General features: G+C 71.4%; 17 protein-coding genes. 4 read left to right on the forward strand and 13 right to left on the reverse strand.

All coding sequences use genetic code 11. The features are described 5' to 3' along the window. On the reverse strand, window positions 1-1491 hold the full coding sequence (locus ACFQRD_RS07105; RefSeq protein ID WP_377803628.1) for a hypothetical protein: 1491 nt from the start codon (window positions 1489-1491) through the stop codon (window positions 1-3). A 163-nt stretch (window positions 1492-1654) separates the two neighbouring features. Between ACFQRD_RS07105 and ACFQRD_RS07110 the strand changes: the two genes are divergently transcribed. Next, on the forward strand, window positions 1655-5092 hold the full coding sequence (locus tag ACFQRD_RS07110) for a DNA polymerase III subunit gamma and tau (RefSeq protein WP_377018559.1): 3438 nt from the start codon (window positions 1655-1657) through the stop codon (window positions 5090-5092). 30 nt (window positions 5093-5122) lie between these two features. Here ACFQRD_RS07110 and ACFQRD_RS07115 read toward each other — a convergent pair whose 3' ends face one another. Both ACFQRD_RS07115 and ACFQRD_RS07120 read right to left on the reverse strand, forming a co-directional pair. Continuing rightward, window positions 5123-5653, reverse strand: coding sequence for a transcriptional regulator (locus ACFQRD_RS07115; protein ID WP_377018560.1), 531 nt, complete (start codon window positions 5651-5653; stop codon window positions 5123-5125). A 114-nt stretch (window positions 5654-5767) separates the two neighbouring features. Further along, the gene (locus ACFQRD_RS07120; protein ID WP_377018561.1) at window positions 5768-7090 is read right to left on the reverse strand and encodes a glycoside hydrolase family 125 protein; all 1323 of its coding nucleotides are present in this window, start codon (window positions 7088-7090) and stop codon (window positions 5768-5770) included. Window positions 7091-7257: 167 nt separating this feature from the next. Here ACFQRD_RS07120 and recR point away from each other — a divergent pair, with 167 nt between their 5' ends. Continuing rightward, window positions 7258-7851 carry a recombination mediator RecR gene (gene recR / locus ACFQRD_RS07125; RefSeq protein WP_377018562.1) on the forward strand — a complete coding sequence of 198 codons (594 nt, stop codon included), beginning with the start codon at window positions 7258-7260 and terminating at the stop codon, window positions 7849-7851. Window positions 7852-7870: 19 nt separating this feature from the next. Next, a complete protein-coding gene (locus tag ACFQRD_RS07130) occupies window positions 7871-9625 on the forward strand; it encodes a hypothetical protein (RefSeq protein WP_377018563.1) in 1755 nt (584 codons plus the stop codon). Between the two features lie 127 nt (window positions 9626-9752). On the opposite strand, the gene ACFQRD_RS07135 is transcribed toward ACFQRD_RS07130, so the two are convergent. The 5 genes from ACFQRD_RS07135 to ACFQRD_RS07155 form a co-directional block, all read right to left on the reverse strand. Then, the gene (locus ACFQRD_RS07135) at window positions 9753-10847 is read right to left on the reverse strand and encodes an ABC transporter permease (RefSeq protein ID WP_377018564.1); all 1095 of its coding nucleotides are present in this window, start codon (window positions 10845-10847) and stop codon (window positions 9753-9755) included. After that, window positions 10847-11866 (reverse strand): ABC transporter ATP-binding protein, encoded by a 1020-nt coding sequence (locus tag ACFQRD_RS07140; protein ID WP_377018565.1) that lies wholly within the window; start codon window positions 11864-11866, stop codon window positions 10847-10849. Before ACFQRD_RS07140 ends, ACFQRD_RS07135 begins: the two co-directional genes overlap by 1 nt. 184 nt (window positions 11867-12050) lie before the next feature. Beyond that, window positions 12051-13382: an extracellular solute-binding protein gene (locus tag ACFQRD_RS07145; RefSeq protein WP_377018566.1), complete on the reverse strand. Its 1332-nt coding sequence runs from the start codon at window positions 13380-13382 to the stop codon at window positions 12051-12053. A gap of 284 nt (window positions 13383-13666) precedes the next feature. Then, window positions 13667-14497 carry a carbohydrate ABC transporter permease gene (locus ACFQRD_RS07150; protein ID WP_377018567.1) on the reverse strand — a complete coding sequence of 277 codons (831 nt, stop codon included), beginning with the start codon at window positions 14495-14497 and terminating at the stop codon, window positions 13667-13669. Between the two features lie 12 nt (window positions 14498-14509). Next, window positions 14510-15373 (reverse strand): carbohydrate ABC transporter permease, encoded by an 864-nt coding sequence (locus ACFQRD_RS07155; protein WP_377018568.1) that lies wholly within the window; start codon window positions 15371-15373, stop codon window positions 14510-14512. 335 nt (window positions 15374-15708) lie between these two features. Here ACFQRD_RS07155 and ACFQRD_RS07160 point away from each other — a divergent pair, with 335 nt between their 5' ends. Continuing rightward, a complete protein-coding gene (locus tag ACFQRD_RS07160; protein WP_377018569.1) occupies window positions 15709-17946 on the forward strand; it encodes an NAD(+) synthase in 2238 nt (745 codons plus the stop codon). Between the two features lie 36 nt (window positions 17947-17982). Here ACFQRD_RS07160 and ACFQRD_RS07165 read toward each other — a convergent pair whose 3' ends face one another. Genes ACFQRD_RS07165 through ACFQRD_RS07185 form a run of 5 tightly spaced genes read right to left on the reverse strand, consistent with a single transcriptional unit; the run spans window position 17983 to window position 24735 of the window. Beyond that, window positions 17983-19533: a sulfatase gene (locus tag ACFQRD_RS07165; protein ID WP_377018570.1), complete on the reverse strand. Its 1551-nt coding sequence runs from the start codon at window positions 19531-19533 to the stop codon at window positions 17983-17985. 42 nt (window positions 19534-19575) lie between these two features. Further along, the gene (locus tag ACFQRD_RS07170) at window positions 19576-20766 is read right to left on the reverse strand and encodes a glycoside hydrolase family 1 protein (protein WP_377018571.1); all 1191 of its coding nucleotides are present in this window, start codon (window positions 20764-20766) and stop codon (window positions 19576-19578) included. A gap of 29 nt (window positions 20767-20795) precedes the next feature. Next, entirely contained in the window at window positions 20796-22652 is a 1857-nt protein-coding gene (locus ACFQRD_RS07175) for an ABC transporter ATP-binding protein (RefSeq protein WP_377018573.1), read from the reverse strand. Beyond that, complete coding sequence (locus ACFQRD_RS07180; protein WP_377803629.1) at window positions 22649-23758, reverse strand: ABC transporter permease subunit; 1110 nt, start codon at window positions 23756-23758, stop codon at window positions 22649-22651. The genes ACFQRD_RS07175 and ACFQRD_RS07180 overlap by 4 nt, the downstream gene beginning before the upstream one ends. Continuing rightward, window positions 23755-24735 carry an ABC transporter permease gene (locus tag ACFQRD_RS07185; RefSeq protein WP_377018575.1) on the reverse strand — a complete coding sequence of 327 codons (981 nt, stop codon included), beginning with the start codon at window positions 24733-24735 and terminating at the stop codon, window positions 23755-23757. The genes ACFQRD_RS07180 and ACFQRD_RS07185 overlap by 4 nt, the downstream gene beginning before the upstream one ends. Window positions 24736-24739 lie beyond the last annotated feature (4 nt).

A 24739-nucleotide genomic window follows, 5' to 3' on the forward strand; every position in this document is an offset into this window, starting at 1 on the left:
CTACTTCTCGGAGTCGGAGGTGTAGTCGAAGCCGGAACCGGAACCGGAACCGGAATCGGAGCTGGAATCGAAACCAGAGCTGGAGTCGGAATCAGTGCCGGAGTCCGGATCCGGTGCGGCGGACCCCCACGCCGGGCTGCGCCGGCGGGCGTGATCGACGCGCTGGGTGCGCCGGATGTACACGGCCAGCGCGACCATGACGACGACGGTCGCCATTGCTGCCCACCAGCGGACGCTTCCGGCCTCCGCATTCGTCATCAGCACCGCGAAGACGAAGACCAGTGGGATCAGAGCGGCCAGCGCGCGGATGGCTCGGACGTTGCGCCGGTGATCCTCCGGCTTCGTGCTCAGGGCGTTGTCACCGATCGCGATGTGAGGCAGGAAGGCGGCGGTGAGCGGCAGGATGACGAACACCGTCAGCGCCAGCGCGCCCAGCATTCCGAAGAGCAGGGCCATCAGCGCCGCCATCCCGACCCATCCCGGCAGCGGCACGTCCCGCGTGACGAAGCCGGCCCAGTCGATCGCCCCCAGCGGCCGGGAGGCGAACCCCCGCCACACCGGCGGCAGCAGCCCGACCAGGACGCTCGGAAACAGGACCACGCCGACCGTCACGAAGGGCAGCGTGAGCGCGCGGTACAGAGCCGCCAGGGTGATGCCGAGCTTCTCGTCCCGTCGCCACAGCGACTCGATCACCGCCCACAGTGGAGCGGGCACGGCGGACAGCGGCACGATCCACGCCACCTGGCCGGCCCGGTCGTCGTCGATGCCGCTCAGCGTGATCAGCACTGTGGCGCTCAGCGAGGCGAGTGCGCCGAGGAGCAGGAGGATCCCGGTTCCGGGGGAGACCAGCCTGCGCAGCATGCCGTCGGATGCGCGCGTGACCACCCGGGGACCTGTCGGCACGGCAGCGGACGCGCCCTCGTCCTCGGCGTGCTCGTCGGCAGTGGTGCCGTCTTCGCCCTCGACTGCGCGGTCCATCGCATCGGCGGAGCGGTCGGGCTCCTCCTGGACGGCGCTGCGCCGGTCACGAGCGTTGAGGACCAGCAGGAGGAGCGAGAGCACCGCGATGAGCACCGTGACCGTGACCAGGCCGAGGGCGATGAGGTACGGCAGGTCCGGCGGCAGCGGGATGCCCAGGCGAAGGCGGGGCAGGGCACTGTCGCGGATCCCGTGAGCCGCGGCGAGCGTCAGCACGAGGAACAGGGAGATCCCCGAGGCGACCAGGGCGCAGGCGGCGGGGACGGCGTCCACCGGACGCGAGCGGCGAGTGGCGCGGATCCATCCTGCCCCGTCGACGAGCACGTAGATCAGCAACGGCAGCTCGACCACGGCCGCCGCGACGTAGCCCAGCGGGCTCTGGTACGGGGCGTAGTAGGCGGCCAGCAGGGTGGCGACGGGGCACAGAATGGCCAGCGCCAGCCCCAGCACGATCTGCATGGCGGAGGTCGGCCGGGGGCGTACGTCCTCCTCGGACGGGGTGAGGGCGAACATGCTCGACATCTTTCCATCGACCGGTGCGCCGCGCTCTCTGCCCGCCCGGCCGTGGACGGATGGTCGCACGCCCGTCACGGCCGCGGTTCCTCCCCAGGGGAGTGCTGTCCCCAACATGTGCACGACAGGCGGGGTCGTCGGTCGTCTCCATTAGCCTGTGGGGGTGGCCACCGCTCTGTACCGTCGTTACCGCCCGGAGTCCTTCGCCGAGGTGATCGGCCAGGACCACGTCACCACGCCCTTGCGGCGTGCGCTGCGCGCGGGCCGCATCGGTCACGCCTATCTGTTCTCGGGTCCGCGAGGCTGCGGCAAGACCACCTCGGCGCGCATCCTCGCCCGCTGCCTGAACTGCGCCGAGGGGCCGACGGATACGCCGTGCGGGCAGTGCGATTCCTGCCGTGACCTGGCCCGCGGCGGCTCCGGCAGTCTCGACGTGGTCGAGATCGACGCCGCCAGCCACGGTGGCGTGGACGACGCCCGCGAGCTGCGCGAGCGAGCGTCCTTCGCGCCGGTGCGCGATCGCTACAAGGTGTTCATCATCGATGAGGCGCACATGGTCACCTCCGCGGGCTTCAACGCGCTGCTCAAGCTCGTCGAGGAGCCTCCGGAGCACGTGAAGTTCGTCTTCGCGACCACCGAGCCGGACAAGGTCATCGGCACCATCCGCTCGCGCACCCACCACTACCCGTTCCGCCTGATCCCGCCGCAGGTGCTGGCTCCGTACCTCGATGAGGTCTGCGCGGCCGAGGGCGTGCAAGTCGGCGAGGGCGTGATGCCGCTGGTGGTGCGCGCCGGAGGAGGCTCGGCGCGTGACTCGCTCTCGGTGCTGGACCAGCTGATGGCCGGCGCCGGTGAGGACGGGCTCGACTTCCCCACCGCGATCGCGCTGCTGGGCTTCACCGACACCGCGCTGCTGGATACCGCCATCACCGCGGTCGCCCAGCGTGACGCCGCCTCCCTGTACGAGGCGGTCGAGCATGTCCTGGCCACCGGGCACGAGCCCCGCCGTTTCGTGGAGGACGTGCTCGAGCGGATGCGGGACCTGATCGTCCTGGCCGCCGTGCCGGATCGCGGCGCAGATCTGCTGCCGCAGGTCCCGGCGGACGAGCTCGAGCGCATGCGCACCCAGGCGGGGATGTTCGCGCCCGCGGACCTGTCCGTCTGCGGTGACCTCGTCCACGAGACGCTCTCGACCATGAGCGGGGCGACCTCACCGCGGCTGCACCTCGAACTGCTCGCCGCGCGGCTGGTGCTGCGCGACGAGCGGGCCGCTGCCCCCGCTCGAGCCGATGGGCAAGCACCGGCAGAGGGCCGCCCGGCCTCGGCCCCGCCCGGGCAGGGAGGCCAGGCCGCCGCAGGCCCGTCCGCCGGTCCGACGTCGGCCGCTCAGGGCTCGCAGCCGGCGCCGGCGGCATCCGGTGGCCGCGAAGAGGCTCGCCGGATCGCCCAGGAGAAGGTCGAAGCGGCCCGGCAGGCGCGCAGCGGCAACGCTCCCTCCCAGGCCGCCTCCTCGCAGGCGGCGGGGGAGCGGCCCGATTCCGCCGTTCCCGGACGGCAGCCGGCGCCCGGACCCGGGGAGCGGCAGAACGCTCCTGCAGCCCGCGAGGGCCAGGCCGCCGCACGACCTGACGGCCGATCGGCGCCGGACGGATGGGACAGCACGCCCTCCCGGCCGGCCCAGAGTGACCGCGACTCCGGGCCCTCGCGCCCTGCCCAGGGCGGTGGGGACGCCCAGCCGTCGCGCCCGGCACAGGATGGCTGGGACGCCCAGCCCTCGCGCCCGTCGCAGACGCCCGTGGAACCTCGGGCTGCCGCGCAGCAGGCCGCTCCACCGGCCGCGGCCTCCACGGCGGAGGCAGCGGCGAACTCTTCCGGCGTCGACGGGCGGGCCCAGGGCATCGTGGACGCGGCCACGGTGCGCGAGCACTGGTCGGCCATCCTCGACGAGCTCGCCCAGATCCGGCGCCCCAGCTGGGTGCTGGTCGCCCAGAACGCGCACGTCAATTCGATGAACGGCTCGACGCTGCTGGTCGGGTTCCGCACCGAGGGCCTGGTCGCGGCGTTCCGTCGAGGGACCGTCGCGCAGAACGTCGCCGACGCCGTCAGGCGCATCATGCGCGTCGAGGTCACGGTCGACGCGATCGTGGCCGAGGACCCGGGGCCCGGAGGTCCCGGTGACGGCGGCCCGGACGATGGCGGTCCCGATGACGGAGGCGGAGGCGGGTCCGGTCCCGACGCCGACGGTGGCCCGGAGACCGGCATCGCCCGGTCCGTCCCGGCTGCCGCCGGGAACCGATGGGACCGGGGCCGCCCCGAGGCGTCGGCGGCTCCCGGTGCACCGGGCCAGGAACGTCCGGTCCCGTCCTGGGGCGAGGCCGAGCCCGCCATGGCGCCGCAGGGCAGCGCGCAGGGCGGAGGCCCGCCCTCCTCCGCACCCCGGGCCGCTGATCGCTCCGGCGCAGGGACGGCGCCCGCGCGCAGCCAGTCCTCACCCGCGGCCCCGCATGCCCGTCGCGAGGGCGGCACGATCACTGCGGAGCGCCCCGAGGACTTCCCTCCCGAGCCCGACGACCCGTATCCGCCCGATCCCGAGGATCTTCCGCCTCAGGACGTCGCACCGCACCGCGCCCATGCCGCTCCGCAGCAGAGCGCGCCCCCGCAGCGGGATCCGTCCGCACCTGCTCCCGAGGCGCCGGGGCCCTCCACCCGCTGGTCCGACGCTCTCGCACCGGCACCGGCAGCCGACGTTCCCGGTGAGCCGGCAACGGGCAGCAGCGCCCAGCCCGAGCCAGGCCCTCGCGCCGAGCCCGGAGCAGGCATCCGTGCCGAGCCGGAGACGGGCGTCCGCGACGAGCCGGCGACCGAGATCCCCGTCGTGGAGGACGAAGGCCGCGACACCCTGCCTCCGGGCCAGCCCCGCACCTATGGACAGAACGCCCTGCGGCGGGCGATCGCCGAAGACCGAGTGGTCCATTCCCGCCCCGCCACCCGTGACACGCGCCCGTGGTCGGACGCACTGCCTTCCGACGCCGGAGCACACGAGGAGCCGGTGGCGCCTGCCGCCGACGACCCGGCAGTTCCCTCGCCCGGTGACGAGGAGCCGGCCGGGGCAGTCCCCGTCGAGAGGGCGATCCCGTCTGCGGGGCCCGTCGAGTCGCCGGCGCCGTCTGCGACGGACTCGCAGTCGCCGGCGCCATCTGTGACGCCCTCGGAGCCGCCGGCCGAGTCGGCATCTGCGCGGGCAGCCGCGTCATGGGGTGCCGCGGCGACGGTCAGCTCGGCGCCCAGCCCGGTCTCGGCGCCGGATCGTTCCGCGCCGTCGGAGTCGCCCGCAGCGCCGGAGGCCCAGGCTCCCGCCCCCGCCCGCACCGGAGCCGCCCTGGCCCGCGAAGCTGCGCTGGCCTCTCGCACGGCCGGTCTGCGCACACGCAGCGGCACCGCGGAGCCCGCTGAGGGCGCTTCGGCCCCCGTCGACCCCACCGGCGGCGCGTCCCGCGACGACGAGGACGCCGTGGTGGCCACGCGCAATGGCCGTGAGGTCATCGAAACGGTCCTCGGCGGCAAGATCATCGAGGTCATCGACGAGACCGACCGGTACTGATCCGGCCGGCGGGAGCCACCGGGCCGCCCGTCAGCCCTCGCGCGGCTCCAGCAGACTGAACAGATCGGTGCGCAGCGTCGCCGGGTCCACCCCGGGCGAGGGCGGGCTCACGTAGAACTCCCAGAACGGGTAGGTCATCTGCTCCCGGCGGTCGCCGACCTCCTCGGTGAACGCGCCCCAGCTCTCCGCCAGGCCGCCGTATCCACCGACGTGACTGACCCAGGCCACGCGACCGGCCGGCAGCACCGAGGCAATGACCTCGTACCCGCTGGGCAGCGTGATGGGTGCCGGCAGCGGCTTGTCCACCGGGAAACCGACCTCGACGTCCGCCGTGGAGACCGGCGCCCGGTGGTGCAGCGCGAAGGCCGGCCCGATCGGGTGCACTCCTGCCTCCTCCAGCGCCGGGACCAGGTGCGAGAACGTGCCGTCCATGAGGGTCGACATCTCGTACATCGGGAAATCACGCTGAGAGACGACCGCGGTGGGGACCTCCGGTGCCTGGGTCACCTTGCACTCGGAGACCGGCTCGCTGGAGTCGTAGGGATGCGGCAACGACGGCATCGTGCATGTCCTGTTCTCGCTGGCGACGCCCGCTGGATCTGCGGCGGGTGGCCACGACGGTACAACGCGCCCGTCACGATGCCCAGCGCCGCGACTCCGCCCGGTCGCCCCGGGTCACTCCGCCGTGCGGCGAACCCCCGCCAGATCCAGCGCCAGCTCGCAGAACATCGAGTTCGACCACGAGAACCACTCGCGAGTGAAGACCGTCGGATCATCGACGTGAACACCCTCGTGCATCATCCCCGTGCCCCCGTCGGTGCGGATCAGCTGCTCGAGGATCCGCAGGCGCTCGCCGTCATCACCGCAGGTGAGGCCTTCGACGGCCTTGCCGATCGGCCACACGTGGTCCTTGGGGGTGTGCGGCGACCCGACGCCCTCCAGGAACAGGCCCGCGAAGTAGTACGGGTTCGTCCGTGAGAGCACCGCGGCGCGGGTGGCGAGGTAGGTGGGGTCGTCCATCGCCACGCAGTCGAGGTACGGCAGGGCCAGCAGGCTGGGCACGTTCGCATCATCGAGGAACACGTGGTTGCCGCGGCCGTCGATCTCGTGCGCCCAGATCTTCTCGCCGTCCGGCCCCTCGACCAGGCCGTGCGCCGCCAGCGCCTCCCGGATCTCGGCGGCGAGCCGGCGTGCCTCCGCGGCATCCTCGGCCTCGCCGGCGACATGCTCGAGCAGCTCGGCGAGCCTCTCCAGAGCGAGCGCGAGGAAATGGTTGCCGGGGATGTTGTAGCCCAGCTCGCAGGCGTCATCGCTGGGACGGAACCCTGCCCACACCAGGCCGTTGGGCTCGGTGAGGGAGCCGCGCCCCTCGCGGGCGAGGGTGTCCTGGGCCGGAGCGCCGGGCCGGCGGAAGAAGTACTCGGAGCGCTCCTCATGGTTCTGCTCGGTGCGCACCGTCGTCAGGATCGCGCGGGCGGCGGGCACGAAGTTCCCGTCGGCCCAGGAGGTGTCCCCGGTGGCCTTCCAGACCCGCCAGGCCAGGTCCGGCCCGTACGAAAGAGAATCCAGCTCGAACTTGCGCTCCCACGCCCAGGGGTTGTCGCGGTCCGTCTCGTCCTCGTCCCAGTGCGAGGCAGACGGGGTGCGGTTGAAGGCGTTGGCGTAGGGATCGATGACGAGGTACTGCCAGTGCCGGCGCAGCAGCCCGTTCAGCAGCTCCACCAGCACGGCACGGTCCTGCGCGGAGCCGACCCCGGCCACGACCAGGCGCAGCAGGGGGGTGAGCTGAGCGGCGGAATCCCGCAGCCACATCGCGGGGATGTCACCGGTGATGACGAAGGTGGTCCCGTCGTCCTCGCGGTGCACGGTGGTCTCGGCGGTGTTGCGCAGATAGGTGACCACCCGGCGGGCGATCTCCGTGGCCGGGGCGACGTCGCCGAGACCGTCCAGGACTCGTGCGTGGACGGCGTCGAGCAGGGCGTCGGGCAGCTGGGCCATGGTTCTCCTCGTCGGGGGTCGGTCCGGTCGCCAGGCTACCGATGTATGTCCCAGCGATGGACAAACATCTCGCGGTGAGGACGGCTCGCGTGAGGAGAGGCACGGCCGGAGGCGGGCGGCGACCGTCGTGGGCCGGCCCGTCAGCCGCACGAACTAGAGTTGAGGGCGTGTACGAAGGCATCGTTCAGGACCTCATCGACGAGCTCGGCAAGCTGCCGGGCATCGGCCCCAAGTCGGCGCAGCGGATCGCGTTCCATCTGCTGGACGCCGACGACGCCTCCGTGCGCCGCCTCGCCGACGTGCTGGTGACGGTCAAGGACACCGTCCGCTTCTGCGAGATCTGCGGGAACGTCTCGGCCGAGGAGAAGTGCCGCGTCTGCGCCGACCCGCGCCGCACCGACGAGGTGATCTGCGTGGTCGAGGAGTCCAAGGACATCGTCGCCATCGAACGCATCCGCGAGTTCAAGGGCCGCTATCACGTCCTCGGCGGCGCCATCGACCCCATCGGCGGCGTCGGCCCCGACGACCTGCGCATCACCCAGCTGATGAGCCGGCTGGGCTCGGGGGAGACGAAGGAGGTCATCCTCGCGCTGGATCCGAACATCGAGGGCGAGGCCACCGCCACATACCTCTCGCGTCTGCTCTCGCCCCTGGAGCTCTCCGTCTCGCGCCTGGCCTCCGGCCTCCCCGTCGGCGGGGACCTCGACTACGCCGACGAGATGACCCTCGGGCGCGCCTTCCTGGGCCGACGAGCCGTGTGAGAGCCCACCAGGAGCGCCGATGACGTCCCCGCACGACCGCCCTCTGCCGCCCCTGGTGGACCTGCCGCCTCCGCGCGAGCTTCCGGATGAGAGCACGGACCTGGTCGCGCCCGGGGAGATCATCGCCGAGTCCAAGGGTGCCCTGGCCCGCCGTCTGCTGCGGATCTTCTGGGCTCCCGGCCTGGTCGTCCTGGGGCTGTGGCTGGTGCTGGTGTTCTTGTACGTCGGCGGCGCCTCACCGGCGTACTGGCTGCTCAGCCTGCTGGTCGGTCTCGCCGAACCGGTGCTTCTGCGCTCGACCGTGAGTGAGCTCGGCTTCTCCGCGGGCGGCCTGTGGACGGCGTTCCTCGTGCTGCCGCTGGTGGGTGCCGCCCTGAGCCTGGCGACCGTGCCCCTGGCGCCGCTGGCCATCGCCGGGATGGATCCCCGGCGCCACCTCAGCGAGAGCGGCTTCCAGCGCGACGTGGCCACCCGGATCACGGCGGTGCTGCTGGCCCCGCCGATACTGGTGGTCGCGGCGCTGCCGCTCACGGTCATCCTCGGCCTGCCGCAGCCGTGGTCGGGCCTCGGACCCGGCCAGCTGATGTCGCTCGCGCTCGCCGCCGGAGCGATCATGCTGGCCTGGATCTGCGTGCGTCCGCTGGTCAGCGCCCCGAAAGTACTGGACATCGACCCGGCCTCCTCGGTGGAGACCACCGCCCGCCTCGAGCGGGACCTCGAGCGCCGCCGGGCCGCGGCGAAGCGGGTGCTGGCCCAGGACCGCCGCCACCTCCCGCCGAACCCCGGCACCCGCGCCGCCTCCGCCGGGCTGCGACCGCGCGGCGCGCTGACAGCTCTGGCTCTGATCGCCCGGGCATGCGTGACCTGGTTGGGCCCCGCAGTGGTCGCGCTGAGCTGGGTGATCTTCGGGATCACCGACCTGGTGAGCACGATCAGCGGGATGACGCAGTCGGATCTGTCCCAGGTGTCCTCGCCGCTGGGCTGGCAGATGCTCGCCGCCGCCGTCCCTGCGCTCGGGCTGGTCCTCCTCGGCGTCGCTCTCGCCCCCGGCCTCGCCGCCCGGCTCAGCGAGAACCAGCGCGGCCTGGTCATCGACCAGCGCACCTACGCCTCCTGGGCTCATCGGGCCCGCGTGAACCCGTGGGAGGCGCGGGCGGTGTCCCTGACCGGCTGCATCAGCGCTGCCGCGGGGCTGGCCGGAGTGGCGCTGTTCGCGGCCGGGCTGATGCTGCTGCCCGGTGCGGCCACCCCCACCGCCTGGGTGTGGATCGTGTGCGACGCCCTGATCCTGGTGCCGCTGCTGGGTCTCGGTGCGGCCGCCGCGATGCGAGGCGGGCTGCGCGATGTGCTGTACGGCCCTGCCGGGAACTACACCCGGCGCGAGACCCCCTACGCCCTGGTCGCGCCCGAGATCGGCACGCGCACCCAGCACGCCCAGGATCCGGCCGTGCGGGCCGCGATGCGCAAGCGCCTGCAGGAGCAGGGCGGCCAGAACAGCCTGGCCATCTTCGACCTGGACGCGGCCGGGGAACGACTGTGGGTCGACGACAGCCAGCCCGGCGCGAAGGACACTGCCGTGCGCGAGGCCGATCTCGCCCGTGGCTTGCTGCCCGACTTCGGCGCGGAGGGCTCCCCGCTGACCAGCGGTGGGGCCGGCTCCGGCGTCGACGGGAGCGGCCCGGGGGCCGACGGCTCCGGCCGCGGCAACCGGCCGGCCCACGGACCGGGAGCGCACCGGATCCCCGATTCGGTCCCCGGCCTGCGCGAGGACTGAGCCTGCGCGAGGGCTGAGGTGCGCGCGGACTGAGGTGCGCGAGGGCTGAGCCTGCGCGAGGGCTGAGGAGCGAGGCCGGAGCCGGCGGGAGGACCGCGGGCCCCGCGGGCAGCCGCGCGGGCCGGGCTCAGGCGATGCGGGTGCCCATGCCGAGGCGCGTGATCGGTATCGCCAGACGCCAGGTGGACACCGCCAGTGCCGCGGCCGCGACGAGCAGCCACAGGGCCGCGCCCATGGGCCACAGCGGACGGTTCGGCGGCTCGCCCAGATCGGTGGGGTAGCCCTCGGCGGAGGGGTCACAGTGATTGTGGTTCGCCGGGTGGGTCGGGGTCGCCGAGGTCCGCATCCCTGTCTTGATCAGCTGCAGGGCGTCGACGTCCTCATCGGATCTCCAGGCCTCGTCCGGATTCACCCTGGGCGATGCCTCCGCCAGCAGCACCACCGGGTTGCCCCACATCAGCGGCTGGGTGAGGTCGAGTCGGACGATGTCCTGGGTGTCCTGCTCGCGGACGCAGACCGGTTCGCCGGTGCTCTCGCCGGCGCTGTACTGGTAGTCCATGTGGTACGTCGTGACCTCCCGCTCCTGGACCAGGAAGATGGCGGAGACGCCCCACGCGATCGGCAGCACGGCGGTCACGCCGAACACGATCACGTAGGCGAGCACGACCGAGCCCAGCTGCCGGTTCGTCAGCGCCGAGAGTCCCAGCCCCAGCGCGGTCACGCACAGCGTCAGCCCCGCGATCACGATCACGAGGCGCAGCATGTACAGCGGGCCCACCCCGCCCAGCAGCGCCATCGGCACCACCGACGGCAGCGCCAGGACCAGGAACGCCAGGCCCGTCAGCCAGCCCGCCAGCAGCTTGCCCAGGACGATCTCCAGCGGGCTCAGCAGGCTGGCCTGCAGCGTCGCAAGGGTCCCGGCGGTGCGGTCGCCGTTGATGGAACCGGCTGACAGTGCGGGGACCACCAGCAGCATCGCGAACATCACCAGCATGATCTGCAGGCTGAAGACGACCGCGGCGATCGGTTCGATGGAACTCCACTGCGAGGAGTACATCGTCGGCGCCAGGGCGAGCACGCCGATGCCGATGAGCGCCAGAGTCCACACGCCGAGCGCGACGTACCAGCGCACGGAGCGGATCCGCTGACGCAGCTCGAGCGAGGTCACCAGCCACAGGCCGCGCGGGCGCAGCGACAGCGTGCCGTTGAGCGGTCGGGTCATCACAGGGCTCCTTCGCGCTGGGCGGCGTCCGAGGCGAGGTAGGCGGCCTCGAGGCGCCCGGTGGCCGGCCCGAAGGACAGCACCTGCGCACGGGCACCGGTGAGATCGGCCAGCAGGCGCGCGGCCGTCGCGTCGTCGGGCAGCTGGACGATCACCTCGGCGTGCCCCGAGGAGCTGCGGTCGGGGCCGACGATCTCGCCGTGGCGCACGCCGAGCCGGCGCAGTGCGTGCTCCAGGGCGCGCTGGTCGAGGGAACAGACGCGCCACGGGCGTGGCCGGTCGGCCAGGTCCCGCACGCTGCTGGCGTCGATCACGCGACCGGAGTCCATGAAGACGACGTGGTCGGCCATCTCCTCGAGCTCGGTGAGGATGTGACTGGAGACGAGCACCGTCGCACCGTCGGCCGCGAGGGACCGCACCACGCGCAGCAGCCGGCGCCGGGAGGCGGGATCCAGGCCGGAGGCCGGTTCGTCGAGGATCAGGACGCTCGGTTCGTGGACCAGGGCCCGGGCCAGGCCCAGGCGCTGCTTCTGCCCGCGGGAGAGGACGTGCGCGGGCTGGCTGGCCAGGGACGCGAGATCCAGCAGCCGCAGCAGCTCGTCGACCCGCCGGCGCAGCCGCTCGGTGGGCAGGAAGTACGCCCGCCCCATCACCTCGAGCACCTCGCCCACGCGCAGCGAATCCCAGGCGCCGAACTGATCGGGCATCCAGCCCACGCGCTCACGCACGGCGGGGGAGTCGGCCGACGGGTCGACGCCGTCGACCAGCACGCGCCCGGCATCCGGGGACAGCAGCGAGGCGAGCATCAACATCAGCGTCGACTTGCCGCAGCCGTTGGGGCCGACGAGCGCCGTCACCGCCCCGCGCGGCGCCGTGAAGGACAGGTCGTGCACGGCCTGCACGCTGCCGAAGGCCCGGCTGACGTGCTCGGCGACGATGCCCGGGCCGCTGGGCACCTCCGGAACGCCGGATGGGCCGGGCGCGGTTCCCCCGGTCAGCGGGGACGTGTTCTCCGTCATGAGCACAGCGTCGCATGCAGCGGCGCGCCGACCAGCTCCGTGGAGAGCACGTTGTGGACACAACCCGTAGAAGGATCGTGAAGAGCCTATGAACAGGGACGTGAGCCGACGAGCGGCTCAGTCGGGGGCGGGCCGCCGGCCACGATCGCGGATCGGGGCCTCATTCCGCCATCGCGGCGTTGCCCTACTCCGCCATCGCGGCGTTGCCCTCCTCCTGGGCCTGGGGGATGCCCTCCTCGGCGGTCAGGCGGCCGATGAAGACCTCCTGGAACGTCGGCATCGCGGCCTCGAGGCCGGCGTTGGCACGGGTGCCGGTATCGGCCTCGGCCGGGTTCTTGGCGGCCTCGACGAAGACGCTGACGTCCACGCCCTTGTCCTTCCAGAACGAGATGAAGGCGTCCTGCGCGTCGACGTGGCCGGGGAAGGAGACGCCCTTCTCGGCCAGCGGCATCTGCCCGTCGACGCTTCCCAGCCAGGTCAGGAGCTTCGCGATGCCCTCCTGCTGGTCGTCGTCGGCCTTGGCGTTGCCCACCGCGACCACGCCGTGGACCAGGGACTTCGCGCCGGCGGGGCCGGCGACCGGTGCGGCCAGGGCCCACTCGAAGGAGTCACCGACCCCGTCGGCGATGTTGGTGAGGTTGTAGGGGCCGGACTGGAACAGGCCGAGCTTGCCCTGAGTGAACAGATCGCGGGTGAAGTCGCCGTTCTCGTTGGTGTCGGCGGCGCTCGGGGCGATCTGGTCGACGTTGATGAGGTCGGCCATGTACTGGAAGGCCTCGATGCCCTCGGGGGAGGCGAAGGTGTACTTGTCGTCCTTCTGCCACTGCGCGCCGTTGGAGGCCAGCATCGGGCCGATGATCGCCTGCCGGTCGGCCTGGGAGTTGAAACCGAACTGCGCGCGGGAGTCGACGTCGAAACCCTCGTCCCCGGGATGGCGCCCCTCGCCGTCGACGGTGAGGGCCTTGCCGGCATCGCGCAGGGGATCGCTCTCGGCCGACGGGTCGAAGCTCAGATTCGCGGGGTCCACGCCCGCGGCCTCGACCAGACCCTTGTTGTAGAACAGCGCGATCGAGTCCCAGATCTGCGGGACGCCCCAGAGCCCGCCGTCGCGGCTGTAGAGGTCCACGACGCTCGGCTCCCACTGCTCGGCCCCGTCGGGCACGACCTCGTTGATATCCAGCAGGTCCTCGGAGTCCTTGTACTGGATGTAGTTCGCGGAGTTCATCCAGTACACGTCGGCCGCATCGCCGCTGGCCACGTCGAGGGGCAGGCGGGTCCAGTAGTCGTCCCAGGGGACGATGTCGATCTCGACGTTCCAGCCCTCCTGCTCGGTGAAGGCCTGGAACGACTCCTCGTAGGCCGCGGCGGCGTTCTCGTCCCACAACCGGAAGGTCAGCGTGCCATTGCCGCCGCCATCGCCGCTGCCCCCGTCGTCACTCGAGGGGGAGCAGGCGGCCGCGGTCCCGAGCAGGCCGGCGGCGGTGAAGGTCGAGAGCAGGGTGCGGCGGGTCAGCATGGGGAAGGTCCTTCCGGGGCCTGGGAACAGCGCGGAGCAGTCCCCATTATCGCGCGGGGACAGCGGGGCGGTCGGATCTGTGGCGGTGTATGTCGCGGGGTCTGGGGAGGGTTGACGCGAGGATGCCGGGTCCGGGGAGGGGTGGCACGAACATGTAGCTCAGCGGCACGCGACCCCCGTATACGTAGGGCAGATGCTCCTCTACTACAGGTTCGTGCCAACGCCACCCGGCTACCCCAGCCCGCCCGCCGCCCGCGGACCACTCCGGCCACCCCAGCCGGCCCTCAGCGCAGGGTGGTCTCGCCGACCGAGCGGGTGATCTGCTTCTGGAACACGACCATGAGGATCACCAGCGGGAGCATCGCCAGGGTCGTCCCGGCCATCACCAGGGTCCAGTTGTTGTTGTACTGCGACTGCAGCGCGGAGGTCGCCACGGTGATGGTGCGCCACTCGGGGCCGGAGGTGATCACCATCGGCCACATGAAGTTGTTCCAGTGGGTGACCACGGTGATGAGGATCAGGGTCACGATGATCGGCCGATTCAGCGGGACCACCAGGTGCCACAGCAGGCGCAGGGTGCCGGCGCCGTCGATGCGCATGGCGTCCATCAGCTCGGTCGGGACGCCGCGGAAGTTCTCCCGCAGCAGGAAGATCGCGTACGGGGAGCCGAGCACGAACGGCAGCACCAGCGCCCAGAACGTGTTGCGCAGCCCGGCCTCGCTCATCATCAGGTACAGCGGCACCACCACGACCACCTGCGGCACCATCAGCGTGGCCACGTACACCCAGAACAGCAGGTCACGGCCGGGAAAGCGCAGCAGCGCGAAGGCGTAGGCGGCCAGCACCGAGAACACCATCTGCCCGGCCAGGATCACCGCGACCATCTGCACCGTGACCACCACGGGGGTCACGAACCCGTCGGAGGAGGTGAACAGGCCCACGAAGTTCTCCAGCGTCGGCGGGGCCGGGATGCTCAGCGGCCCCTGCTGGGCGAACTGCTGGGAGGAGGTGAAGGCCGTCATCACCGAGACCAGGAACGGGCCGAGGGTGACGGCGGCCGCGAGGGCGAGCACCAGGTAGGTGCCCGCGTAGCTCAGGGCGCGTCGTGCGTGCATGGTCTCCTCCCCTCAGCTCATGTCGTAGGTGATGCGGCGGGCGAAGTAGCGCTGCTGGATGAGGGTGATGATCACCAGCAGCACGAACAGGATCACGGCGACCGCACTGGCCCGGCCCAGCCGGGAGGCGCCGAAGCCCTCGTTGTACACCAGCGAGGCGATCACCTCGGTGCGGTGCTGGGGCCCGCCGCCGGTGAGGGCGAAGACCATGTCGAACACCTGGAAGCTGGCGACGACCTGGGTCACGGCCAGGAAGAACGTCGTCGGCCGCAGCAGCGGGATCGTCATGTGCCACATCGAGGCCCAAGGACCGGCGCCGTCGAGCCGGGCGGCCTCGTAGATCGAGGTGGGGATGCGCGAGAGCCCGGCCTGGAAGAACAGCGAGATGTAGCCGACGTTCTGCCAGATCGCCACGAACGCCACCGCGGGCAGGGCCAGGCTCGGGTCCGTCAGCCACTCGATGCGCATGCCCAGGATCTGGTTCGCGGCACCGACGGAGGGCTGGAAGATCCATTTCCACACCACGCCCAGGGCCAGCGGCGCGCACACCCAGGGGATCACCACGATCACCCGCACCACCGCCGACCCCGGCACGGCTCTGACCAGCTGCGAGGCCAGCGCCAAGCCCAGCGCCATCGAGACCGGCACGGAGATCAGCGTGAACAGTGCCGTGACGATGAGGGAGTTGGCCAGGGCGCCGCTGCTGAGCAGCGTCGAGTAGTTCTGAAGGCCGACGAAGTCCCGGGTGCCCAGCAGATCCCAGCGGAACAGGGAGACCACGAAGGCCAGGACGACGGGCAGGATCAGGAAGGCGGTCACGCCGATCAGGCTCGGCGCGATCAGCAGCCACCCCAGCAGGGGCCGACGAGCGTTCACCGAGCCCCCTCGCGAGAAGCTGTGTTGTCCACGATCACCGGGACAACTTATTACAGCTGGCCTCGGCGGTGGGGAGGGGCAGTCTCGAGCGCCCCCGACGGTTCGACGCGCGGTGTCGCCGCGCCCGTTCCCCCGGAACGTTGCAGCGCTGACACGTTCCGGGGGAATGGGAGCCGTGTCGGCACGCTCGTCCTGGTGCTGGCACGCGCCCGCCGTGCTGGCACGCGCCCGCCGTGCTGGCACGCCCCGCCGTGTCGGCGCGCTCGCCATGATGCGCCTCTGACACCGAGGTCCGCGGCCTGATCCCCGGCGCGGCCCTCGATTAGGCTTCCCCCATGAGCTCAGCGACGGACACCGAGGCCTCCAGCGGCGCCGACCAGGGCGGGATTGACCAGCGGCACGGCGTTCCGGGCAGCGTTGAACAGGGCAGCACCGAACACGGCATCACTGACCAGGGTCGCGACCCGCACGCCTCGATCTACGACCACGGCTTCGTGCGTGTGGCCGCCGTGACCCTGCCCGTCGCGCTCGCCGATCCCGCGACCAACGCCGAGCGGCACCTCGAGGTGCTCCGCGATCTGCACGACCAGCAGGTCGGTCTGGCCGTGTTCCCCGAGCTCTCTCTGAGCGGCTACTCCCTCGACGACCTGGTGATGCAGGAGCCGCTGCTCGATGCCGTCGAGGCCGCGGTCGCCACCCTGGTCGAGGCCAGCCGTGAGCTGCTGCCGATCATCGTCGTCGGCGCCCCGCTGCGGCTGCCCCACCGCAGTCGGGTCTTCAACGCCGCGATCACCATCCACCGGGGGGAGATCCTCGGCGTCACCGCCAAGCAGTACCTGCCCACCTACCGCGAGTTCTACGAGCGCCGCTGGTACGCGGCGGGCGATGACGTGCCCGGCGGGATGCTGCGGATCGGGGGTCACGACGCGGTGATCTTGCAGGGCCAGATCATCCCGGTGCCCGACGTGCCGGGGCTGAACCTGTTCGTGGAGATCTGCGAGGACATGTGGGTGCCGATCCCGCCGTCGGCCGAGGCTGCGCTCGCCGGCGCCACGGTGCTGGTGAACCTCTCCAGCTCCCCCATCACCATCGGACGGGCCGACGAGCGCAAGCTCCTGGCCCGCTCCGCCTCCGACCGCTGCCAGGCCGCGTACATCTACGCCGCCGCCGGCGAGGGCGAGTCGACCACGGATCTGGCCTGGGACGGGCAGACGTTCGTGTACGAGTGCGGTGACCTGCTGGGGGAGTCCCAGCGGTTCCCGCAGGGCCCGCGCGCCACCGTCGTCGACGTCGACCTCGAGCACATCGTCGCCGAGCGCCGGCGCCAGAACACCTTCGACGACAACCGCCGCAACCTCGCCGAGCCCATCGACCACTACACCTACGGGCCGGAGACGTACCTCTTCGGGGGCGCTCCGGCCGACGGGGCGGGCTCGCCATCGCCCGCTGCGTCCCCCGCGACCGGCCCTCTGCGTCGGCCGCACCGGCGTTTCCCCTTCGTGCCCGACGACCCGGCCCGCCTGGCCCAGGACTGCTACGAGGCCTACAACATCCAGGTCGCGGGGCTGGTGCGTCGGCTCAGCGCGATCGGCGGGGACAAGCCCGGCGGCACGCGTCCTGTCATCGGGGTCTCCGGTGGCCTGGATTCCACGCACGCGCTGATCGTGTGCGCGCAGGCCATGGACCGCCTGGGCCGCGACCGCTCCGAGATCCTGGCGTACACGATGCCCGGCTTCGCCACCGGAGAGACGACACGCTCCAACGCCGAGCTGCTCTCGAAGGCGATCGGCGCGAGCTTCGAGACCATCGACATCCGGCCGGCCTGCACCCAGATGCTGCAGGACATGGGCCATCCCTTCGGCCGGGGCGAGGAGGTCTACGACGTCACCTTCGAGAACGTCCAGGCCGGCATGCGCTACGACTATCTCTTCCGCCTGGCCAACCATCACGGCGGCATCGTCGTCGGCACCGGCGACCTCTCCGAGCTGGCGCTGGGCTGGGCGACCTACGGTGTGGGCGACCAGATGTCCCACTACGGCGTCAACGCCGGCGTGCCCAAGACGCTGATCCAGCACCTGATCCGCTGGGTGATCTCCGAGGGACTGTTCGACCAGTCGACCGCGGACCTCCTGCAGGCGGTCCTGGACACCGAGATCACCCCGGAGCTGATCCCCACCCGCGAAGGGGAGGAGGCGCAGACCACCGAGGGCTCGATCGGGCCCTACGCGCTGCACGACTTCGCGCTCTACCACCTGCTGCGCCGCGGCTATGGGCCGGCGAAGATCGCCTACCTCGCCCATCAGATGTGGGGTGACGCCGAGGCCGGCGAGTGGCCCGCCGGATACGCCGAGGCGGACAAGCGCGCCTACTCCCGCGACGAGATCAAGCACTGGCTGACCGTGTTCACGCGCCGCTTCTTCGCCAACCAGTTCAAGCGCTCCGCCGTGCCCAACGCGCCGAAGGTCCTCGCCGGCGGCTCCCTGTCCCCGCGCGGCGACTGGCGGATGCCCTCGGACGTCACTGCGAAGGCCTGGCTCGCCGAGATCGAGCGCGAGGTGCCCGGGGACGCCTGAGCGGCGGCGCCCCGGCCTGCTCGCCGGCCTCTCGACTCAGCCCCGCGGCCGGGGCGGCGAGACCAGCCGCGCGGGCCTGCCATCGGCGTCGACCTCGGGCTCGTAGGGCACGTCGCCGACCGCGGCCTGCTCCACCCGCAGTCGCTCCTCCAGCTGGGCGCGCACGGTCGAGTACGCCGGGTCCTCGGCCACGTTGCGCAGCTCCTCGGGATCCTCCTGCAGGTCGTACAGCTCCCAGTACGGCGGGAACAGGTTGCGGCGGGTGCCGGGCAGCCCGAGCCCGTCGTTGTAGAACCGGATCAGCTTGTACCGCCGGGTGCGGATCCCGTAGTGCGCCAGAGCCCCGTGGATTCCGTCGTCGTTCTCCCAGTAGCGGTAGTAGAAGGCGGGATCCTCCTGCGGGGGCAGCTCGTCGCGCAGCGCCTCGAAGAAGCTGGTGCCCTGCATCCCGGGGTCCGGCTCCACGCCGGCGGCGGCGAGGAAGGTGCGGGCGTAGTCCACGTTGGTGACGATCTCCTGGCTGCGCCGGCCGGCGGCCAGCTGCCGCGGATAGCTGAGGATCAGCGGCATCCGGATGGACTCGTCATACATGAAGCGCTTATCGAACCAGCCGTGGTCGCCGAGGAAGAACCCCTGGTCGGACGCGTACGCGTACAGGGTGTCGTCGAACAGGCCGCGCTCGTCGAGCGCAGCGGTGAGCCGGCCGACGTTGTCATCGATCGAGGCGACGCACTCGAGGTAGTCCTGCATGTACCGCTGGTACTTCCATACGGCGAGCTGCTCGTGGTCGAGCCCCTCGGGCGGGTACTGCTTGACGTCCTCGAGGGTGAGGTGGTCGGCGATGCGCATGGCCGCGCGGTGGGCGGCCTCCCCGCGGGTGGCGTAGTCGTCGTGGAAGGTCGACGGCAGGGGGATCGGGTCGGCGTACAGGCCGCGATGGGCCTCGTCGGGCTCCCAGGGCCGGTGCGGGGCCTTGTGGTGGACGAGCAGGCACCAGGGCTCGTTCGGCGCCTCGGCCTCCCAGTCCCCGATCCACTCCAGCGCCAGATCGGTGATGACGTCGGTCGTGTACCCGGTGCGCTGGATATCCCCGTCGGCGGTGCGGAAGACGGGATCGAAGTACTCGCCCTGGTCGTGGAGGATCTCCCAGCGGTCGAAGGCGCGCGGGGCATGCTCGGGGCCCTCGCCCAGATGCCACTTGCCGACGATCCCGGTGCGGTACCCCTCCTCGTGCAGGCGCGAGACGAAGGTGGGCAGCGAGGAATCCATCGGCGTGGACAGCGTGGTCACGCCGTTGACGTGGCTGTGGGTCCCGGTGAGGATCGAGGCGCGGCTCGGGGTGCAGATGGAGTTGGTGCAGAAGCAGTCCTCCATCACCCAGCCGCGCTCGGCGAGCTCATCCAGGTGCGGGGTGCGATTGACGACGGACCCGTAGGCACCGATGGCGTGGGCGGCATGGTCGTCGGTGAGGACCATGAGGATGTTGGGACGGCGGGCGGGTGCGGGCGCGGCCGACGGGGAGGGCGCGGCCGACCGGGAGGGCGCGGCCGACGAGGGCGCGGGATGCGGATCTGCTGCGGGTGTCATGGCGACTCTCCGGATCGGAATCGGGATCGGGGGACGGTCGGGTCAGGAGTCCTCGACGCTCAGCTCGCCGGCGCGCGCGACCTCGCCGTACCAGCGGGCGCTGGGCTTGATCTCGCGTTCGAAGGTGTCGGGATCCCAGCTGAGCAGACCGAAGGTGGGGCGGAACCCGCTGGCCCACTCGTAGTTGTCCAGCAGCGACCAGTACTGGTAGCCGCGCACGTCGATGCCGTCCTCGATCGTGCGGTGGATGCCCTCCAGGGCACCCTGGACGTAGGCGCGGCGGCGCGTGTCGTCGGCGGTGGCGATGCCGTTCTCCGTGATCATGATCGGCACGTTGCCGCTGAGCTCCCAGGCGCTGCGGATTCCCAGCTCCGAGGCGGGCGGGAAGAACTCCCAACCGGTCAGCGTGGTCTCGACGCCCTCGGCCACCGGGATCGGGCCGTCGGGTCCGATGAAGGTGCGGGTATAGGCCTGCACGCCCAGGAAGTCGTCCCCGGCGGAGTTCTCGAGGTACCAGAAGTCGCGCGGGTAGCCGTACTCCTGGAGCTTCTCCTGGCTGCCCTCCTCGCCCGTGGCATGGAAGGCCTGGGTGGCCACGGTCCAGCCCGAGAGGATGTCGCCGCGGCCCGAGAGCACCTCGCGGGATGCCCGGTGGGAGGCCAACAACTGGTCGGCGACGTGGAGGTCGGGGAAGGCGAGGCCGTGGGCGACGAGGTTCTCGGCCTTCTCGCCGCCGGCGAGCATCGCGGCGATGTTGGGCTCGTTGATCGTGCACACGTAGCGCACGTCGTCCAGGATCGGCAGCACCGTCTCGGTGTAGTGGGCGAACAGCTCGGGGGCGTCGTCGGCCCGCCAGAACCCGTCGCGGTCGAACCACCGCGGCACCGTGAAGTGCAGCAGGGTCACGATCGGCTCGACGCCGTGCTCGAGGCAGGTGTCGATCATGCGGCGGTAGTGGGCCAGCTCCGCCTTGGAGACGACGCCGCGCTCGGGCTCGATGCGCGCCCATTCGATGCTGAAGCGGTAGGAGTTCAGCCCCAGCTCGGCGAGGATGCGGATGTCCTCCTCGAACCGGTGGTAGCTGTCGGCCGCGTCACCGCTGGGCTCGACGACGTGGGTGTCCGGGCGGTGCTCCATCTCCCACCAGTTCGAATTGATGTTGTTGCCCTCGATCTGGTGAGCGGCGGTGGCGGCGCCCCAGAGGAAGCCGTCGGGGAAGCGGAGCGTGGACATGGGTCTCCTGTCGTGGGTGTCGGGGTCGGTCAGGCGCCGTGGACGCGCCCGGGGTTGGGGATCGCGTCGAGCAGGCGGATCGTGTACTCGTCGCGCGGCTGCCGCATCACCTGCGCGGTGGGGCCCTGCTCGACCACCCGGCCCTCGTGCAGCACGAGGATGTCGTCGGTGATCAGACGGGCGCTGAGCAGGTCGTGCGTGATGTACAGCAGCGACATGCCGGTGCGCTCGCGCAGGTCGCGCAGCAGCGCGAGCACACCGGCCCGCAGGGAGACGTCGAGCATCGAGACGGGCTCGTCGGCGATGATCACCTGCGGGTCCGCGGCCAGCGCCCGGGCGATCACCACACGCTGGCGCTGCCCGCCCGAGAGCTGATGGGGGAGCTTCTTGGCGTACTGCTCGACCGGCGTGAGGCCGACGGTCTCCAGCAGCTCGAACACGCGCCGGCGGGCGCCGTCGCGATGGACGTCGGTGAGGTTGGCGATCGCCCTGCTGAGGGTGTACTCGACCGTGTTCAGCGGGTTCAGGGCCGAATACGGATCCTGGAACACCATCTGCACGGTGCGCCGCAGATCCCGCAGCCCGCCCCGGCGCAGCGCACCGACGTCGACCGGTCCCAGCTGGATGCTGCCCTCGGTGGGCTTCTCGACCCCGGTGATCATCCTCGCCAGCGTCGACTTCCCGCTGCCGGACTGCCCGACCAGCGCCGTGGCCCCGCCCGGGGCGAGCGTGAAGCTGACGTCGTCGACCGCGAGCACGGGCGCGGCGCGGCGCCGGGGCGGGGCGTAGCGCTTGGTCACGCCCTGGACGCGGAGCTCGGGGCCGTCAGGGACGGCCGGGCCCGAACGGCGTGCGGAGCCGGCGACGCCCGGTGCCGGCCCGTCGGCCGTCGATCCGGGATGCGGCGGCGGGGCCGACGGGGGGTGCTCGGCCGGCGGATGGTGCTCGGCCGACGGATGGTGCTCGGCCGACGGGCCATTCCCGGCCGGCGGCGCCTCACCGTGCGGGGAGGTGGCGCGCAGCTCGGGCGCCTCGAGCCCGGGCAGCGAGACGTGCTCGGCGCGGGGATCGGCGAAGTGGCTCAGCAGCATCTGGGTGTACTCGTGCTGCGGCCGGTGGAGGATCTCGGCGCTGGGGGCGTCCTCGACGATGCGGCCGTCGTGCATGACCAGCACGCGGTGCGCTGACTCGAGCACCACCCCCAAGTCATGGCTGATGAGGATGGCGGTGAAGCCCTCCTCGGCCTGCAGCGCCCGGATGGTGTCCATCACCGCGTGCTGGACCAGGACGTCCAGCGCGGTCGTGGGCTCGTCGAAGACCATCAGCTGCGGCTCCAGCGAGAGGGCGAGCGCGATGGTGATGCGCTGGCGCATGCCGCCGGAGAGCTCGAAGGGGTACCGGTCCAGCACCTCCGGGCCCAGGGACACCCGGCCCACGAGCTCCTCGGCCCGCTGGTCGCGGCGGCCGCTCGCGACATGTCCGTGGGCGGCGAAGATGTCGTGGAAGTGCTTGCGGATGGTGCGCACCGGGTTCAACGTGTTCATCCCGGCCTGCAGCACCATCGCGAAGCCGCCCTGGCGCTGTGTGCGCAGGGCCTCCTGGCTCATGTGGGCGATGTCGACCTCGCCGAACATCACCCGGCCGCCCTCGATGCGGGCAGGCGGCTTGGCCAGTGCCGTCAGCGCGAAGCCCAGGGTGGACTTGCCGGAGCCGGATTCCCCCACCAGGCCGATGAACTCCCCGCGGCCGACGTCGAACGAGACGTCCTTGACCGCATGGGTGGGGCGTGCCCCCACCGGTTCGTAGACGACGGAGAGGTTCTGGACGCTGAGCAGGGGTTCGACTTCTGCCGTGGTGTGCTGCGTCGTGATCGGAGCGGTGCTCATCGCCCGGTGCTCCCTTCCCGCAGACGGGGATTGCTGATCCCGTCGATGCCGAAGTTGATGAGGGTTAGGGAGGTGGCCAGCAGGGCGATGCACAGGCCCGGGGCGAACAGCAGCGCCCACTGACCGGTCAGCATGGCGTTGGAGTTCTGGGCCCAATAGATCATCGTGCCCCAGCTGACCACCGTGGAATCGCCCAGCCCGAGGTACTCGAGCCCGGCCTCGGCGAGGATCGCGGCGGTGGCGGAGCCGAAGAAGCCGCCGGCGATGATGGAGGTCATGTTCGGGAGGATCTCCCGGAAGATGATCCGCGGCGCCCGCTCGCCGGAGAACCGGGCAGATTCTACGAAGTCGCGGCTGCGCAGGGTGCGTGTCTGGCTGCGCAGCACGCGGGCTCCCCACGCCCAGCCGGTGACGGCGATGACCACGATGATCACGGAGATGCCGCCGTTGCTGAGATAGGTGGCGACGACGATCATCAGCGGCAGGCCGGGGATGACGAGGAACAGGTTGACGATGAAGTTGACGACGTCGGCCAGGATCCCGCGCATGTACCCCCAGGTGAGGCCGATGATCACGGAGATCACCGTGGAGATGCCGCCGGCCCCGAAGCCCACCACGAGGGAGATCCGGGCGCCGTAGATGACCTGACTGAGCACGTCCTCCCCGGCGGCCGTGGTGCCCAGCCAGTGCTGGGCGGAGGCGTCGAGGTTGCGCTCGAAGGTGTTGTCCTTGGGGTCGTAGGGGGCCAGCAGCGGCGCCAGCACGGCCAGCACCACGAAGATGCCCAGGATGATCAGGCCGATGCGGGCCTTGCGGTTGCCCCAGATGGTGCGCAGTCCGCCGGCGAGGGCCGCCAGGGCGGGGTGGCGCTGCGCGGTGGCGTCGGCCGCAGCGGCGGATCCGCGGTCGCCGGGAGCCCCGTGGTCGCCGGTGGGCCCGTGGTCGCCGGCTGGTCCGGGGCGGCCGACGGGGCTCGGGCTCCCGTCGGGTCCGGAACGGCCGGCGGGGCTGGTTCCTGCGGGACTGCTCGCCCCGACGGGGCCGGCCGTCCCAGGAGCGTCCTCGCCCCCGGGATTCGATGGGGTGCGGTCGGTGGGTGCGTTCATCGCCTCGTCCTCGGGTCGAGAATGCCGTACAGGATGTCCACGAGCAGGTTCGCCACCAGGACGCTGACCGTGATCATCAGGAAGATCGCCTGCATCAGCGGGTAGTCCTGGCCGGTCACCGCGTTGAATAGGAGGAACCCGATCCCCGGGTAGCCGAAGACCTGCTCGACGAGGATCGAGCCGCCCACGACCCCGCCCAGGGCCATGCCGAAGCCGGTCAGGTTCGGCAGGATCGCGTTGCGCGCCGCGTACTTCAGCGCCACCGTGCGCCCGGGGATGCCGTTGGCCTCCGCGAAGGTCACGTGGTCCTCGCCGAGGGTGGTGATCATGGCGTTGCGCATGCCGATGATCCAGGCGCCCAGCGACGTGATCAGCATCGTGAAGGCAGGCAGGGCCGCGTGGTAGATCGCATCGAGCACGAACTCGAGGGAGAGTCCCGGCACGGTGGTGGCGGAGTACGCCCCGAAGGTCGGGAACAGGTGCAGCACGTATCCCAGCAGGAACAGCAGCAGCAGCGCGGTCCAGAAGTAGGGGAAGGTGTTGATGAAGCTGCCGCCGACGGTGGGCAGGGCATCCAGCCAGGTGCCGCGCTTCCACGCCGAGAGCACACCGATCAGGGTGCCGATGACGAAGGCCGCGACGGTCACGAGGCCCACGAGGATCAGCGTGTACGGCAATGCCTGGGAGACCAGACCGCTGACGGGCTCGGGGTAGAAGGCGTAGGAGACACCGAAGTCCAGGGAGAAGATCTGGCCCAGATAGTCGACGTACTGCTGGAGGATGTTGCCGTCGGGCACCCCGAGCTGGGCCTCGACCGCGCGCCGCGTCGCCTCGGTGACGGGCCCGTTCTGGGAGAGCTTGGCGATGGCGGCGTCGGCGGGGGAGCCGGGCATCATCCGGGGGAGCAGGAAGTTGATGGTGATGGCGGCCCACAGGGTCAGCAGGAACCATCCCAGGCGTTGCAGGGCGTATCTCATCGGG

Origin of the sequence: Brachybacterium sp. GCM10030268 (genome assembly GCF_042666305.1) — a bacterium.
GTDB lineage: Bacteria > Actinomycetota > Actinomycetes > Actinomycetales > Dermabacteraceae > Brachybacterium.